This is a genomic window from Brevundimonas vancanneytii, assembly GCF_901421975.1.
GTDB classification, from domain to species: domain Bacteria; phylum Pseudomonadota; class Alphaproteobacteria; order Caulobacterales; family Caulobacteraceae; genus Brevundimonas; species Brevundimonas diminuta.
The window spans coordinates 3,368,592-3,383,349 of sequence record NZ_LR588407.1 but is presented as its reverse complement, the minus strand read 5'-3'; the positions used below and the strand labels follow the sequence as shown (position 1 = coordinate 3,383,349).

Annotated in this window: 13 protein-coding genes and 1 pseudogene; 6 read left to right on the top strand and 8 right to left on the bottom strand. The window is 69.1% G+C overall.

Annotated features, from left to right (window positions below):
• Positions 1 to 478: 478 nt before the first annotated feature.
• The 3 genes from rpsT to mutM all read right to left on the bottom strand — a co-directional run bounded on the left by rpsT (position 479) and on the right by mutM (position 2,628).
• Positions 479 to 748, bottom strand: coding sequence for a 30S ribosomal protein S20 (gene rpsT, locus FGL25_RS16725; protein WP_040346357.1), 270 nt, complete (start codon positions 746 to 748; stop codon positions 479 to 481).
• Between the two features lie 166 nt (positions 749 to 914).
• On the bottom strand, positions 915 to 1,700 hold the full coding sequence (locus tag FGL25_RS16720; RefSeq protein ID WP_138142320.1) for an enoyl-CoA hydratase: 786 nt from the start codon (positions 1,698 to 1,700) through the stop codon (positions 915 to 917).
• 64 nt (positions 1,701 to 1,764) lie between these two features.
• Positions 1,765 to 2,628, bottom strand: a complete 864-nt coding sequence (gene mutM, locus FGL25_RS16715) for a bifunctional DNA-formamidopyrimidine glycosylase/DNA-(apurinic or apyrimidinic site) lyase (protein ID WP_138142319.1) — start codon at positions 2,626 to 2,628, stop codon at positions 1,765 to 1,767.
• A 104-nt stretch (positions 2,629 to 2,732) separates the two neighbouring features.
• Between mutM and FGL25_RS16710 the strand changes: the two genes are divergently transcribed.
• Positions 2,733 to 4,781, top strand: coding sequence for an OPT family oligopeptide transporter (locus FGL25_RS16710; protein WP_138142318.1), 2,049 nt, complete (start codon positions 2,733 to 2,735; stop codon positions 4,779 to 4,781).
• A 6-nt stretch (positions 4,782 to 4,787) separates the two neighbouring features.
• Here the strand turns inward: FGL25_RS16710 and FGL25_RS16705 are convergent, their stop codons facing one another.
• Positions 4,788 to 5,672: a LysR family transcriptional regulator gene (locus tag FGL25_RS16705; RefSeq protein ID WP_138142317.1), complete on the bottom strand. Its 885-nt coding sequence runs from the start codon at positions 5,670 to 5,672 to the stop codon at positions 4,788 to 4,790.
• A gap of 82 nt (positions 5,673 to 5,754) precedes the next feature.
• Between FGL25_RS16705 and FGL25_RS16700 the strand changes: the two genes are divergently transcribed.
• Both FGL25_RS16700 and typA read left to right on the top strand, forming a co-directional pair.
• Positions 5,755 to 6,801 carry a YeiH family protein gene (locus tag FGL25_RS16700; RefSeq protein ID WP_138142316.1) on the top strand — a complete coding sequence of 349 codons (1,047 nt, stop codon included), beginning with the start codon at positions 5,755 to 5,757 and terminating at the stop codon, positions 6,799 to 6,801.
• A 154-nt stretch (positions 6,802 to 6,955) separates the two neighbouring features.
• Positions 6,956 to 8,788 carry a translational GTPase TypA gene (gene typA, locus FGL25_RS16695; protein WP_003166411.1) on the top strand — a complete coding sequence of 611 codons (1,833 nt, stop codon included), beginning with the start codon at positions 6,956 to 6,958 and terminating at the stop codon, positions 8,786 to 8,788.
• Between the two features lie 64 nt (positions 8,789 to 8,852).
• Here typA and FGL25_RS16690 read toward each other — a convergent pair whose 3' ends face one another.
• Entirely contained in the window at positions 8,853 to 10,517 is a 1,665-nt protein-coding gene (locus tag FGL25_RS16690; RefSeq protein ID WP_138142315.1) for a GNAT family N-acetyltransferase, read from the bottom strand.
• A 130-nt stretch (positions 10,518 to 10,647) separates the two neighbouring features.
• On the opposite strand from FGL25_RS16690, the gene FGL25_RS16685 reads away from it, so the two are divergent.
• A complete protein-coding gene (locus tag FGL25_RS16685) occupies positions 10,648 to 11,112 on the top strand; it encodes a superoxide dismutase (RefSeq protein ID WP_138142314.1) in 465 nt (154 codons plus the stop codon).
• A 72-nt stretch (positions 11,113 to 11,184) separates the two neighbouring features.
• On the opposite strand, the gene FGL25_RS16680 is transcribed toward FGL25_RS16685, so the two are convergent.
• Entirely contained in the window at positions 11,185 to 11,442 is a 258-nt protein-coding gene (locus FGL25_RS16680) for a GlsB/YeaQ/YmgE family stress response membrane protein (RefSeq protein WP_128719098.1), read from the bottom strand.
• A 157-nt stretch (positions 11,443 to 11,599) separates the two neighbouring features.
• On the opposite strand from FGL25_RS16680, the pseudogene FGL25_RS16675 reads away from it, so the two are divergent.
• Positions 11,600 to 11,821, top strand: a pseudogene (locus FGL25_RS16675) (helix-turn-helix domain-containing protein); the annotation flags it as partial.
• Positions 11,822 to 11,948: 127 nt separating this feature from the next.
• Positions 11,949 to 12,731: a histidinol-phosphatase gene (gene hisN / locus FGL25_RS16670; protein ID WP_128719099.1), complete on the top strand. Its 783-nt coding sequence runs from the start codon at positions 11,949 to 11,951 to the stop codon at positions 12,729 to 12,731.
• A 4-nt stretch (positions 12,732 to 12,735) separates the two neighbouring features.
• Here hisN and FGL25_RS16665 read toward each other — a convergent pair whose 3' ends face one another.
• Positions 12,736 to 13,767, bottom strand: coding sequence for an alpha/beta fold hydrolase (locus FGL25_RS16665; protein ID WP_088491497.1), 1,032 nt, complete (start codon positions 13,765 to 13,767; stop codon positions 12,736 to 12,738).
• Positions 13,764 to 14,675: a class I SAM-dependent methyltransferase gene (locus FGL25_RS16660; RefSeq protein WP_138142313.1), complete on the bottom strand. Its 912-nt coding sequence runs from the start codon at positions 14,673 to 14,675 to the stop codon at positions 13,764 to 13,766. Before FGL25_RS16660 ends, FGL25_RS16665 begins: the two co-directional genes overlap by 4 nt.
• Positions 14,676 to 14,758 lie beyond the last annotated feature (83 nt).

Below are 14,758 nucleotides of genomic sequence, written 5' to 3'. Positions count from 1 at the left end.
CCGCCACAAGAGTTATCACCGACGAACGCCCTTCGAGACGCCACGTCCGGGGACGACTTCTCTCGCCTCGCGAAGCGGGGCTTCGCAAGCGGGGTCGTACTCACAGACAGACATCTCGCGCCAAGGGAAACCATTGATTTCCCTCGTCTTCATCCCAACAGGACGGAAGCGCGTTACCCCTTCAACTTACCCCCGGCGCGGCGGAGATCAACGCTGATTCGAGTCGAGATTCGCACTTAAATTGATTGACTCCGGCAAACCTCGGCAGGGCTTGGGAAAATGGCGATTTCGCCTCAATCGAGAACCCGAATCCGTAAGCGCGACTTAGGAGCAGACAGCAAGACGGCGAGGGAGCTTGCGCTTCCTCGCCGTTGAAATTCTTACATTCTTTTACGAAACGCCTGTTACAGGCCCTCCGTAGCCGTCACATTGCGCCGTTTGACGAAGCCGTGAAGACCCGTCCGAGCGCCCTGCGAAATCAGGCGGCCGACAGCTTCTTCAGCTGGGCGGCCAGGCGGCTGACCTTGCGCGAGCCGGTGTTCTTGTGAACCACGCCCTTCGACACGGCGCGCATCAGTTCCGACTGGGCGGTGATGAAGGCGGCCTTAGCGGCTTCGACGTCGCCGCCCGTCAGGGCTTCCTGGAACTTGCGCAGGTAGGTGCGCACGCGGGTGCGGCGGGCCTTGTTCACTTCGGTCCGCGCTTCGATCTTGCGGATCGCCTTGCGGGCGCCTGCATTGTTGGCCATCGGGTAAAAACCTTCGAACGAAAACGCCGTAAACCACACGTCCACGGCGAGAAAATCTCAAGAGCGGGCGGCTATAGCGGAAAGCCCCCGAACGGTCAACGCGATCCGGCGGGAATTGAGTCGGGGCCGGGGTTTGCGCCCCGCAGCGTCCGGCCCCGATGCGGATTCAGCGACCCGTGAAAGCCGGTTTGCGCTTCTCGACGAAGGCGGCCATGCCTTCCTTCTGATCGTCGAAGGCGAACAGGGAGTGGAACAGGCGGCGCTCGAACACCACACCTTGCGCCAGGGTCGTCTCGAAGGCGGCGTTGACCAGCTCCTTATTGGCCATGACGGCCAGAATGGACTGACCGGCGATCTTGGCGGCGGCGGCGCGCGCCTCGTCCAGCAGGGCGTCAGACGCCACAACGCGAGACACTAGACCCGAACGCTCGGCCTCGGCCGCGTCCATCATCCGGCCGGTCAGGCACATGTCCATCGCCTTGGCCTTGCCCACAGCGCGGGTCAGGCGCTGCGAGCCGCCGATGCCGGGGGCCACGCCCAGGTTGATCTCGGGCTGGCCGAACTTGGCCGTGTCCGAGGCGATGATGAAGTCGCACAGCATGGCCAGCTCGCAGCCGCCGCCCAGGGCATAGCCCGACACCGCCGCGATGATCGGCTTGCGGAAGCTCGCCACCCGGTCGTGGGCGCGGGCGAAGAAGTTGCCGCGATACATGTCGGCATAAGCCTGATCCGCCATCTCCTTGATGTCGGCGCCCGCCGCGAAGGCCTTGGCCGAGCCGGTCAGGACCACGCAACGCACGCTGTCGTCGTCGGCCACGCTCTCCAGGAAGTCGCCCAGTTCGCCGGTCAGGGTGGTGTTCAGCGCGTTCAGCGCTTCGGGCCGGTTCAGGGTGACGACCGCATAGCCGTCGGCGTGGCGTTCGATCAGCAGGGTGGAATAGGCGTCGGCCATCAGGCGCTCCTCTCAACTCGTTCGGGGCAGGTCTAGCGCCTCGGGCGGCTCACAGGAACACCCCTCATCCCTTCTGACAGAGCGGGCAGAAGAAGGTCGAGCGGCCGCCCTGCACGATGCGCTTCACCACGCCGCGACAGCCCTCGGTGCGGCACGGCTCATGCTCGCGGCCGTAGACGTCGAAGCGGTGCTGGAAATAGCCCTGGCCGCCCTCGACGTTGGCGAAGTCCTTCAGGGTCGAGCCGCCCGCCGCGATGGCGTCGCCCAGCACATTGCGGACCTCCGCCGCCAGACGCTCCAGCCGGGGGCGGCTGATCTCGCCCGCCGCAGTCAGGGGCGAAATGCGCGCCCGGTACAGGGCCTCGCATACATAGATGTTGCCCAGACCGGCCACGATGCTCTGGTCCAGCAGGCTGACCTTGATGTTCTGCGCCTTGCCCGCGAAAGCCTCGGCCAGATGCGCGCCCGAGAAGGCGTTGCCCAGAGGCTCCGGCCCCAGCTTGGCGAACCAGGCGTGCCCCTCGACCGCCTCGGTCGGGATCAGGCCCATGAAGCCGAAGCGCCGCGCATCGGCGTAGCCCAACCGCGTCAGCGCCCCGCCCCGGTCGGCCGTCAGGCTCATATGTTCATGCTTGCCGATGACGGGGGCGTCCGTCTCGAACACGCCGGGGGCGACGCCCTCCAGGGTGAACCGTCCCGTCATGCCCAGGTGCGTCACCCAGGTCTCGCCGGTCGACAGGGGGAACAGCAGATACTTCGCGCGCCGCTCCAGCCGCAGCACCGTCGCCCCCTCCAGCCGCTCGATGAAGCGCTCAGGGAAAGGAAAGCGCAGGTCCGGCCGGTTCTGACGCGGTGCGGTCAGGCGCGCGCCCTCCAGCACGGGCTCCAGGCCGCGACGGACGGTTTCGACTTCAGGCAATTCGGGCATGGATGCAGAGGTAGCGGCTGAAAGGATGTCAGAGAAGAGGCGCGCCCCGTTGTCACGGCCTGGCTTTCAGGCTTAGCCTCCCGGCAAATTCACGAGGCTCCCGCATGACGGACAAACCCGCCGGAACCGGCAAACGCATCGAACTGACGATCCGCGCCCTGATCCTGGGCTGCGTGCTGGCGGCGGTCTTCACGGCGGCCAACACCTATCTGGGGCTGAAGGTCGGCCTGACCTTCGCCTCGGCCATTCCGGCGGCGGTCATCTCCATGGCCCTGCTGCGGGCGTTCCGCGGCTCGACCATCTGGGAGAATATGACCGTCCAGACCGTCGCCTCGGTCGGCGGCGCCATGAGTTCGATCATCTTCGTCCTGCCCGGTCTGGTCATGATCGGCTGGTGGATGAACTTCCCCTTCTGGGAATCGGTGATGATCTGCATCCTGGGCGGCGTCCTGGGCGTGACCTTCTCCATTCCCCTGCGCCGCACTCTGGTCGTCCAGGGCGGCCTGCCCTACCCCGAGGGCGTCGCCGCCGCCGAGGTGCTGAAGGTCGGCTCGCCCGGCGCGGACCAGACCGAAGAAGCCGTGCGCGAGAACAAGTCCGGCCTGTTCGTGGTCATCGGCGGGGCCATCGCTTCGGCCTTCTTCGGCTTCCTGGCCTCGGCCCGCGTCTTCGCCCATGAGACCACCGCCTTCCTGCGCCTTCCGGCCGCCATGGGCGGCGGAGCGACCGGCGTCGGCTTCTCCATGCAGTTCGCCCTGCTGGGCGCCGGCCACCTGATCGGTCTGGCGGTCGGTCTGACCCAGCTGTTCGGCCTGGTCCTGGCCTGGCTGATCTTCGTGCCCATCCTGACCTCGCCGGAATTCGTCGCCTGGGCGACCGCAAACGGCGTGCCGTCCATCGCCGCGACCGTGCCGGCCGACGGCGGGGCCGAGGGCCTGGCCATGACTGTGTGGGCGCGCGAAGTCCGCTTCATCGGCGCCGGCGTCATCGGCGTGGCCGCCCTGTGGACCCTGGCCAAGCTGGCCAAACCGCTGATCGCCGGCCTGGCCTCGGCCGTCTCGGCCCAGTCGCGCCGCGCCCACGGCGAGGCGCTGGAGCTGACCGAACAGGACATCCCCATCAAGATCGTCGGCCTGCTGTCGGTCGCCGCCCTGGTCGGCATCGCCGTGCTTCTGGCTGTCGTCGCCCAGGGCACCGCCCTGGCCGGTTCGGCCCCGCTGCTGGTGATCGGCGGCCTGGTCTATGTGGTGGTCATCGGCTTCGCGGTGGCGGCCATCTGCGGCTATATGGCGGGTCTGATCGGCTCGTCGAACAGCCCGGTGTCAGGCGTCGGCATCCTGGCCATCATCATCGCCTCCCTGCTGATGCTGGGCGTATTGGCCATAGCGGGCGTGCCGGCCGATCCGTCGGTGATCGCCTTCGCCCTGATCGTCACCGCCATCGTCTTCGCCGTGGCCGTCATCTCGAACGACAACCTGCAGGATCTGAAGACCGGCCAGCTGGTCGAGGCCACCCCCTGGCGTCAGCAGACGGCCCTGCTGGTCGGCGTCGTCGCCGGCGCCCTGGTCATCCCCTTCGTGCTGGACATGATGAACCAGGCCTTCGGCTTCGAGGGCGGCCCGCCCGCCATCGTCCAGGGCTCTCAGACCCTGGCCGCGCCCCAGGCGACCCTGATCTCGGCCCTGGCCAAGGGCGTCATCAGCGGCGACCTGCGTTGGGATCTGATCGGCATCGGCGCGGTGGTCGGCGTTCTGGTCATCATCCTCGACGTGGTCCTGCGCCGCGCCACCAAGGACCGGATCAAGCTGCCGCCGCTGGCTGCAGGCATCGGCGTCTATCTGCCCGCCGCCGTCACCACCATGCTGGTCATCGGCGCGGTCTGCGGCTGGCTGTACGACCGGGCGGTCAAGTCGACCCGCTACGCCGATGTGGCCCGCCGCATGGGCGTGCTGCTGGCGTCCGGCCTGATCGTGGGCGAGAGCCTGTTCGGCGTCTTCACCGCCGCCGTCATCGTCGGCACCAAGAAGGAGGCGCCCTTCGCCCTGCTGCCCGCCGACAGCGGCTGGCCCGCCATGTGGGCCGGGCTGATCGCCTTCGCTGTCCTGACCTACGCCCTCTACGCCTGGGTGCGCCGCCGTTCGGCTCAGGTCTAAGTCCGGCTAGAGGGCGGCGGCGAAGGCCTCCGCCGCCCGGCTGGCGCTGCGCTCGCGGTGTCGCAGCCGATAGAAGGGCCGCTCGGGCAGTTCGAGCGGCAGACGAACCAGCCGCCCCGCCTCGATCAGGGGCCGGGCGGCCAGTTCCGAGATCGCCGTGACCAGGCCGCCGCCCCCTGCGCTGGCCGCCACCGCCGTAAGGATCGCCTCATTGGACGGCAGCACCAGCGCCGTCTTCAGGTCAGAAGCGGCCACGCCGCGCGGCAGAGCCGCCTCGAACTCGCTGCGGGTGCCCGATCCCGCCTCGCGCAGGGCCCAGTCCAGCGCCTTCAGCTCCGTCGCTCCCAACAGCCGCTCCCGATCCGCCAGCGGATGTCCCGGCGCCGCCACCACGATCAGCCGGTCGGCGGCGATCCGCGTCCGCTCCAGCCGAGGCGCGTCCTCGGCGCCCTCGATCAGACCCAGCTCCGCCTCCCCCGCCAGGACCGCCTCGACCACCTGATGGGTGTTGCCGATCGACAGGCGCAGCTCGATGCCCGGATGGCTCTGGGCGAAGGCCGCCATGCGCGGCGGCAGCCAGTAGGCGGCGATGGTCTGACTGGCGAACAGCCGCACCGAGCCGCGCTTCAGGCCCGCCAGTTCGTCCAGCAGCCGTTCGGCCGCCTCGGCCCGCGCCAGCACCGCCCGGGCCTCCGGCAGAAAGGCCGTTCCCGCCGCGTTCAGGGCCAGGCCGCGCCCGACCCGGTCGAACAGCCGCGCCCCGTGCCGCGTCTCCAGCGCATTGACCGCCGCGCTGACCGCCGACTGGGTCAGATGCAGCGCCTCGGCCGCCCGCGTCATGTGCAGGCGTTCGGCCACGGCGACGAAGATGCGGAGCTGTTCCAGCGTCATACGATTATTGATCGATTATATTGATCGTTAAGTCCATAACTACGCGTTGGATCGATTGGATAGCGGAACGGATAAGAGCCGCATGACCGTCACCCTCGATCCTGCCGCTCCCTCTCGTCGCCTGACGGGCCTGGCGCGCCTGCTGCCCGGCGTGGCGCTGTCGGCGGCCATCGGCGCCGTCGCCTATGGATTGCAGATCGTCGAAACCCGGCTGTTCGAGCATCCTTGGATCGAGGGGCTGGTCCTGGCCATCCTGATCGGCGCCGGCCTGCGTCTGGCGTGGACGCCCTCGTCGTTGTGGACGCCAGGGATCAGCTTCAGCGCCAAGACCCTGCTGGAGGTCGCCGTGGCCCTGCTGGGCGCGACCGTTTCGGGCGCGGCGGTGGCGGCGCTGGGGCCGTGGCTGCTTCTGGCCATCGTCGGCGTGGTCGTCGCAGCCGTTGTCGGCGGCTATGCGCTGGGGCGAGCGTTCGGCCTGCCGCACGCCATGGCCCTGCTGGTCGCCTGCGGCAACGCCATCTGCGGCAACTCGGCCATCGCCGCCGTGGCCCCGGTCATCGAAGCGGAGGGAGAAGACGTGGCCGCCGCCATCGGCTTCACCGCCGTTCTGGGCGTCGCCGTGGTGCTGCTGGTTCCCGTGGTCGGGGCCATGATGGGCTATGACGCCACGCGCGTCGGAGTGCTGGCGGGGCTGACCGTCTACGCCGTGCCTCAGGTGCTGGCCGCCGCCGCCCCCGCCGGCCTGGCCGCCGTCCAGACGGGCGCCGTGGTCAAGCTGGTGCGCGTGTTGATGCTGGGGCCGGTCTGCTTGGTGCTGGGCCTGATGCGCTCGAAACAGAGCGAAGCCGGGCGCGGACCCAGGCTGCACCAGATGGCCCCCTGGTTCATCCTGGTCTTCCTGGCCCTGATGGCCGTCCGCTCGCTGGGCTGGCTGCCTGAGGCGATCCTGCCGCCGCTGCAGGTATCGGTCTCGGCGCTGACGCTGATCGCCATGGCGGCGCTGGGGCTGATGGTCGATCCGCGCGCCGTGGTTCGCGCCGGGCCGCGCGTCGCCGCCGTCGCCGCCCTGTCGGCCCTGCTGATCGGGCTTCTGGCGCTGGGCGTCATCGCCCTGCTGCCCCTGGGTTGATCGCGAGACGACGGGCGCTCAGCCTCGATCACGCACTGGACTGGCGTTTTGGCCCGCATCCCTGTAAGAGGCGCGCCGAACCCTTCCCTTCTCTGCAATCTTCTTGCAGCGGCGCGGCCCTTCCGTGACCGAACACAGTCCGCCCGAGCCCGAAATGAACCTGCGCAACATCGCCATCATCGCCCACGTTGACCACGGCAAGACGACCATGGTTGACGCCCTGCTCGCCCAGTCGGGCCTGTTCCGCGCCAATGAGGCGACCACGGAACGCGCCATGGACTCCAACGATCAGGAGCGCGAACGCGGCATCACCATCCTGGCCAAGTGCACCTCGATCCTGTGGAACGGCAAGGCTGGCGAGACCCGCATCAACATCATCGACACGCCGGGCCACGCCGACTTCGGCGGCGAGGTCGAGCGCATCCTGGGCATGGTGGACGGCTGCGTCCTGCTGGTCGACGCCGAAGAGGGCGTCATGCCCCAAACCAAGTTCGTGCTGACCAAGGCGCTGAAGATGGGCCTGCGTCCCATCCTGTGCATCAATAAGGTCGACCGCGCCCACGCCGACCCGGACCGCGTGCTGAACGAGACCTTCGACCTGTTCGCCGCCCTGGGCGCCACGGACGAGCAACTGGACTTCCCGGTCATCTACGCCTCGGGCCGTTCTGGCTGGGCGACGCTGGACCTGGCTCAGCCGAACGACAACCTGCACCCGCTGTACGATCTGATCGTCGACCACGTCCCGGCCCCGGCCGCCCAGGATCGCGTCAACGAACCGTTCCAGATCCTGAACGTGCTGATCGAAAGCGACCCCTTCCTGGGCCGCCTGCTGACCGGCCGCATCCACTCGGGCAAGGCGGTTCCGGGCATGGCCATCAAGGCCATGTCGCGCGACGGCAAGACCATCGAGCAGGGCCGCATCACCAAGGTGCTGGCCTTCCGCGGCCTGAAGCGCCAGCCGGTCGACGAGGGCGCCGAGGCGGGCGACATCGTCGCCATCGCCGGCATGTCCAAGGCCACTGTGGCGGACACCCTGTGCGCCCTGGAAGTGACCGACGCCCTGGACGCCCTGCCGATCGACCCGCCGACCATCTCGATGACCGTGGGCGTGAACGACAGCCCCCTGGCCGGTCGCGAAGGCGACAAGGTGCAGTCGCGCGTCATCCGCGACCGCCTGCTGAAGGAAGCCGAGGCCAACGTCGCCATCCGCATCACCGAGACGCCGGGCTCGGACGCCTATGAAGTCGCCGGTCGCGGCGAACTGCAACTGGGCGTGCTGATCGAAAACATGCGCCGCGAGGGCTTTGAACTGTCGATCAGCCGTCCGCGCGTGGTCTATCAGACCGGCGAGAACGGCGAACGCATGGAGCCGATCGAAGACGTGGTCATCGACGTCGACGACGAATTCTCGGGCGTGGTCATTGAGAAGCTGTCGGCCCGCAAGGCCGAACTGACCGACATGGGCCCCTCGGGCGCCGGCAAGACCCGCATCCAGCTGAAGTGCCCGTCGCGCTCGCTGATCGGCTATCAGGGCGAGTTCCTGACCGACACGCGCGGCTCGGGCGTGCTGAACCGCGTCTTCAGCCACTATGAAGGCCACAAGGGCGCCATCGAGGGCCGCCTGAAGGGCGTGCTGGTGTCGAACTCGGACGGCGACACGGCGGCCTACGCCCTGTGGAACCTGGAAGAGCGCGGCGTCATGTTCGTCGGCGCCGGCGAGAAGACCTATCAGGGCATGATCATCGGCGAGAACAGCCGCTCCGACGACCTGGACGTCAACCCGATCAAGGGCAAGCAGCTGACCAACGTCCGCGCCTCGGGCAAGGACGAGGCCGTGCGCCTGACCCCGCCGCGCAAGATGAGCCTGGAACAGGCCATCGCCTATATCGAGGAAGACGAACTGGTCGAGGTCACGCCCAAGTCGATCCGCCTGCGCAAGGAAGTCCTGAACCCCTCCTTCCGCAAGAAGCGCGTCCGCGCCGACTGATCCCGGCGACCAGCCGAAACGAAGAAGGCGGCCCCTGCGGGCCGCCTTTTTTTGCGCCTGGCGGTTACTTCTTCAGCCCCAGCAGGCCCAGCCAGCCGCCGCTGGTCAGCAGGGCCACGTCCAGCAGGGCCAACGCCAGGGGCGTGGTCGTCGGCGCAGCGATGAACTTCGGCCGCCAGACGGGGCCGAACTTGGCCTTGTAGGCGCGCAGGCCCTGGAAGCCGTAGACGGCGCCCCCCTCCTCGAACACCAGGGCGCCGACGCGAGCGAAGACCGGGGCCATGCGGCGGTCCTCCAGACCCGACAGGGGCGCCATGCCCAGATCCAGCCGCTCCACCCCCTGCTCGCGCGCCCACTGGGCCGTGCGGGTGAACAGATAGTCCATGATCCCGTGCGGTCCGTCGGGGTCATGCCGCATCAGGTCGATCATCGCTTCGCGCCCGCCCGCCCCGACCAGAAGATTGGCGAAGGCGACGATGCGGCCGTTTTCGCGCGCCACGGCGATCGGCGAACGGTCCAGATAGTCGATGTCGAACCGGCCCAGGGAGAAGGCCTTCTCCGAGCCGTTGTGGTGGTTCAGCCAGGCGTCGGACACGGCGCGCAACTCGGCCTCGAGCGCCCGCGCCGCGCCCGGCGGGGCCACCTCGAAGCTTGCGCCCTCGCGCTCGGCCCGGTTCACGGCGGTGCGCAGGTTCTGTTTGCCCTTGCCCTCGGTCGTGAAATGGGCGGCGTCGATCACCGCGGCCTCGCCGACCTTGCGCATGGCCAGGCCCAGGGTGGCCAGGTCGGCCAGCAGCCCCTCGCTCACCGAATAGAAGACCGCCGCCCCGCCGTAGCTGTCGGCCATCTCGGCGAAGGCCCACAACAACTCCAGCCGCTCTTCCTTCAGCCCGGCCGGTTCGCTCATGGCGATCCAGCGACGGCCGCGCACGCGATAGGCGATGAAGCTGCGCCCCGACGGGCTGAACAACAGGGCCTTGTCGCCCAGCAGAGCCAGGCTGGCCTCGGGCGTGGCGATCTCGGCCGTCTCCAGCGCCTGACGGGCGCGTTCGACATCAGCGGGTGAGGCGGGGCCGTGGCTGCGGGCGCCCGGCGCCGTCAGCAGGGAGCGCACCCCGACCGCCAGGGTCAGCAGGGCCAGCACCGCCCCGGCGCGCAGGAAGCCCGAGGCCTGCTTGTCGACCAGGAAGGTCCACCACAGTTCGTCGGTATAGGCGGTGTCGCGATAGGCGAAGAAGCCCAGCCACAGCATGGCCGCCACCGCCGCCGCCAGCATCAGCAGCCAGCCCGGCCGCAGCGGCTCGCCCAGGCGCGAGCGGCGATTGAAGGCCGACCGGCATGGCGTCAACAGGGCCGCCGCCAGGGTCAGCTCGATCGCCTCCTCCCAGTCCAGCCCCTTCATCAGCGAGAAGACCGCCCCCACCAACAGGACCGCCAACGCCGCGTAATAAGCGCCCCGCCGACGCCGCCACAGCCCCGCCGAGATCAGCAGCAGGACAAAGCCCGTCACGCTGGCCGCAAAGTGGGACAGGTCGATCAGCAACGGCGGATAGAAGCGGCCGAGCGCGCTGAGCCGGTCGCTGAAGGCGGGCGTCACCGCCGACAGCAACATCACCCCGCCCAGCAGGAAGGTGGCGACCGCGAACATCTGCGGCGTCAGCTCATAGGCCAGCCCCGCCAGGCGACGCGTGATCCGCCAAGGGTCGTGTTTTGCGCTCGGTTTGGTCAATCAACCTCCGAAGAGCAAGAATCGGTCGTTTGGGGCGAGTAAAAGGTCATTTCAGGGCAGAGGAAACCATCAGAGATCACGGGGGTTCATTTTTTCGCGAGCGCCGGGCTCGCCCTTTCAGGAGTTTCTCATGATCCGCAAGACCGCCCTGCTGACCGGCATCGCCGGCGCCTTCCTCATCGCCGCCCCGGCTTTCGCCCAGGACGCCACGACGCCGCAGACGCCCGAACCGGCTCCCGCTGAGGCGGCCGCGGCTCAACCCCAGAGCCTGACCCTGACGCCGGGCTCGACCGTCAAGGGTAGCGACGGCGCCGAGATCGGCAAGCTGGTCGGCGTCCAGAACGGCGCCAACGGCCAGGAGCTGACCGTCCGCACCGCCGACGGCCAGGTCCGCCCGGTGCCGCTGGCCGGCATCCGTCAGGACGGCGCCGACATCGTCGTCGACGCCAGCGCCTCGGACATTCAGTCGGCCGCTCCGATCGCCTCGGACACGACTGAACCCACCCCGGACGCGGCGGCTGACGCCCCTCCGGCCGACACGCCGCCGGCCGATGCGCCGACCGCCGACGAACCGAACGGCGACGAACCTCACTAAATCGTCTGGTTCGACGGCAAAAGGGGCGGCCCGGACGGGCCGCCCCTTTTTTCTTGTATGATAAATCGGCGATCAGGTCCGCCGCTTCACCAGACCGAGCAGGAACAGCAGAACCACCGCGCCGATGGTGGCCACGATGATGCCGACGATCCAATTGCCGTCCGCGTCCACGCCCAGCAGATTACCGGCCAGGAACCCGCCGATCAGGGCGCCGACGACGCCGACGATCAGATTGGTGAGCAGGCCGTGATCCCGTTTCATGATCTTTTCCGCCAGCCAGCCGGCGATGATGCCGATGATGATCCAGGCGATAAATCCAAATCCACCCATGCTTCTTCCTTCCTGCAAGGCTCACTGCCTTGGCCGTTAATGCGCGGGCGGGTGTCGGGTTGCGCCGCGGGTCAAGAGCGACAACGGCACGACTCTTGCGGCGAAACGCCTCGCCCGTGCCGATTCGGCACAGGCCGAGGGAGACAGGAGAGTCGTCATGCCCGCCGAGATCGACCTTCACCTGGGTCGTCGCCTGCGCCGCCGTCGCCGCCTGCTGGGCCTGACCCAGCAGCAACTGGGCGACCGTGTCGGCATACGGTTCCAGCAGATCCAGAAATACGAGTGCGGCGCCAACCGCATCTCGGCCGCCCGTCTGTGGGAGCTGGCCGAGGCGCTGCAGACGCCGGTCAGCTACTTCTACGACGGCGCGGGCGAAAGCCCCGACAACAGCCAGCCCCGCCCCGACGCGCCCCTGGCCGCCGCCGCTTGATCGCCGCCCCGGATCAATGACCCCTTGATTCAATGAATTTTGGGCCATCACGCTCCGGGCGGTGTATGGCCGGGGCATGACCGAGCTGGAATCCTTCGCCGTCGCCCTGTCGCATGAAGCGGCCCGCGTCGCCCTGCCCTTCTTCCGCGGCGACTTCGCCCAGGAGGACAAGGGCGGTCCCGGCGCCTTCGACCCCGTGACCGAGGCCGACCGCGCCGCCGAGGCGGCCATCCGCCGCCTGATCGCCGCCCGCTATCCCGACCACGGCGTCATCGGGGAGGAATACGGCGAGGATCGCCCCGACGCCGACCATGTCTGGGTGCTGGATCCGATCGACGGCACCCGCGCCTTCATCGCCGGCTTGCCCCTGTGGACCACCCTGATCGCCCTGCGCCAGGAGGGCGCGCCCGTGATCGGCGCCGTGGGCCAGCCCTATCTGGACGAGGTCTTCCTGGGCGGCCCGTCGGGCGCGCGCCTGCTGAAAGGCGGATGCGAGACCCCGCTGAAGACCCGCGCCTGCCCCGATCTGGGCCAGGCCCTGATCGCCACCACCGATCCCGAGATCTTCGTCGGCGCCGACCGCGCCGCCTGGGACCGGCTGCGCGCCTCGGCCCGCCTGGCCCGACTGGGCTGCGACGGCTACGCCTACGCCATGGTCGCGGCCGGGCGCATCGATCTGGTGGCCGAGAGCGAGCTGAAGGTCTGGGACTGGTCGGCGCACAAGCCCCTGGTCGAGGCGGCGGGCGGCCGCTTCACCGATTGGCGCGGCGCGGCGCCGCACGACGCCGACGGCCGCGTCCTGGCGGCCGGCGACGCGCGTCTGACCGATCAGGCCCTGCCCCTGCTGGCCGTCGCCTGAGCGATCAGGCCGGTTCGGCGGTCCGCGCGGCCGGAGAGGCCGAAGGCGCGGCGGCGCCCGGCGCCACATAGTCGGCCAGGGCGTCGAACTCGTGCAGGAAGACGCCGCGCAGGTCGTCGACCTCCATGATGACCTCATGCTTGGCCGTCGGCACCTCGACATAGCGGCCGCGGCCCATGCGGCGGGCCGCCCAGCGGTTGGTCTGCTTCCACACCTTGTCGTCCTCGGCCGCCTGAACCACGCAGACCGGGATCTTCACGCTCTTGAGCGCGCGCGGCTTCAGCGCCCGCTCGCCCGCGTCCAGGGCGAAGGCCAGCCAGCCCCAGGTCGGGCCGCCGATGGCCAGGTGCGGGCAGGCGTAGAGCTGCTGTCGCCACAGATCGTAGCGCGCTTGGTCCGAGGTCAGGCCGTCCTTCTCGAAGGTGTGGTCGAAGGGATCGTCCGGGTCGTCCAGCACATAGTCCCCTGCCTTGCCGTGACGCAGGGCCCAGCGCACCGCCAGCTTGACCGTCCACATCGACCGCTTGCCGGTCTTGATGCGCAGCATGGGACTGGACAGAACGGCCCCGGCGAAGCGGGTCTCGTCGCCTTCCAGCGTCAGCAGGTTCAGGGCGCCGCCCATCGAGTGGCCGACCATGATCCACGGCTTGGGCGCCCGCGCCTCATAGGCGTCCAGCAGGCGGGCGTAGTCGTCGAGGAACTCCTCGACCGCGCGGGCGTGGCCGCGCAGGCGGTCCGGCAGCAGCCGCGCCGACAGCCCTTGTCCGCGCCAGTCATGCGCCAGGACGCAGAAACCGCGCGCCAGGAAGTTGCCGATCAGCTCGAAATACTTCTCGATCGGCTCGGTGCGGCCGGGGCTCAGCACCACCGTCCCGCGCGGCGTCTTGGCCTGCAGGGTCGAGGGCGTCCAGAACCCGGCGCGCAGGCGCAGACCGCCGGCTCCCCGGAACCAGTCGCCCTCGCCCCCCGGCGGACTGGCGGCGCCGGGCACCCCCATCAGGGGCGCATGGGCGGCGAAGGCGGCGGTGCGGCTCACTCGGGCTTCCTGAACTTCAGCGTCATGCGGTCGCTTTCGCCGATGGCGTCATACTTGGCCCGATCGAACTCGGGATCGGCGGGCTGACCCAGGGGCGCCGTCAGGCGGCGCGGCGGCAGGGTTTCGACGCCGAACGGATGGTCCTTGGTGTCGGCCGGATTGGCGTTGATCTCGGACGCCTCGACGAAGATGAAGCCGGCCTCCTGGGCCAGTTGCTTGACGAAGGCCTCCTGCACATAGCCGTTGGCGGCGGCCGGATCCTGATCCTCGTCCGGCTGAAGGCGATGCTGCTCGATGCCCAGGATGCCGCCGGGACGCAGGGCCGCGAAGGCGTCGGCGAAGGCCTTTTCGGCGATCCCCGCCGCCATCCAGGCCTGGATGTAGCGCATGAACAGCACCATGTCGGCCGTCCCCGCCGGCGCCACCGGCGGCGAGCCGGGACCGAAGGCGGTGAACTGCACCGGGCCGTACAGCTTCTTGTCGGCCAGGATGCGGGCCTTCAGGGCGTTGTTGATGGCCACCTGGGCCGGATCGGCGTTCGGCCCCTCGACGAAGCCCGCCAGATAGAGGGCGCCGCCGCCCTTGTTCAGATAGGGGGCCAGGATTTCGGCGTACCAGCCGCTGCCGGGCCAGAAGTCGACCACCGTCATCTTCGGCTGCAGGCCGAAGAACCGCAGGGTCTCGACCGGGTGGCGCCAGGCGTCGCGCGCCTTGTCGTCCGCCGGACGCCAGGCCCCGGCGACCGCCCATTCCAGCGAGCCTTCCGGCGGACCCTTGGGCGCTTCGGGCGCGGCGGGCGTCGGCGCCTCTTCCTTGCGGCCGCAGGCGGCCAGGCCGAACAGGGGCGCGACCAGGGCCAGGGCGCTGGCGCCGGTCAGGACGGATCGCCGCGTCGATCGTTCTGTCATGCGCGCTTCCTCTCGCCGCCGGGTGTCTTCGCTTGGGGCTTAAGGCGCTTCTGCGCCAGCGTCAAAACCACGCACTGCATTGT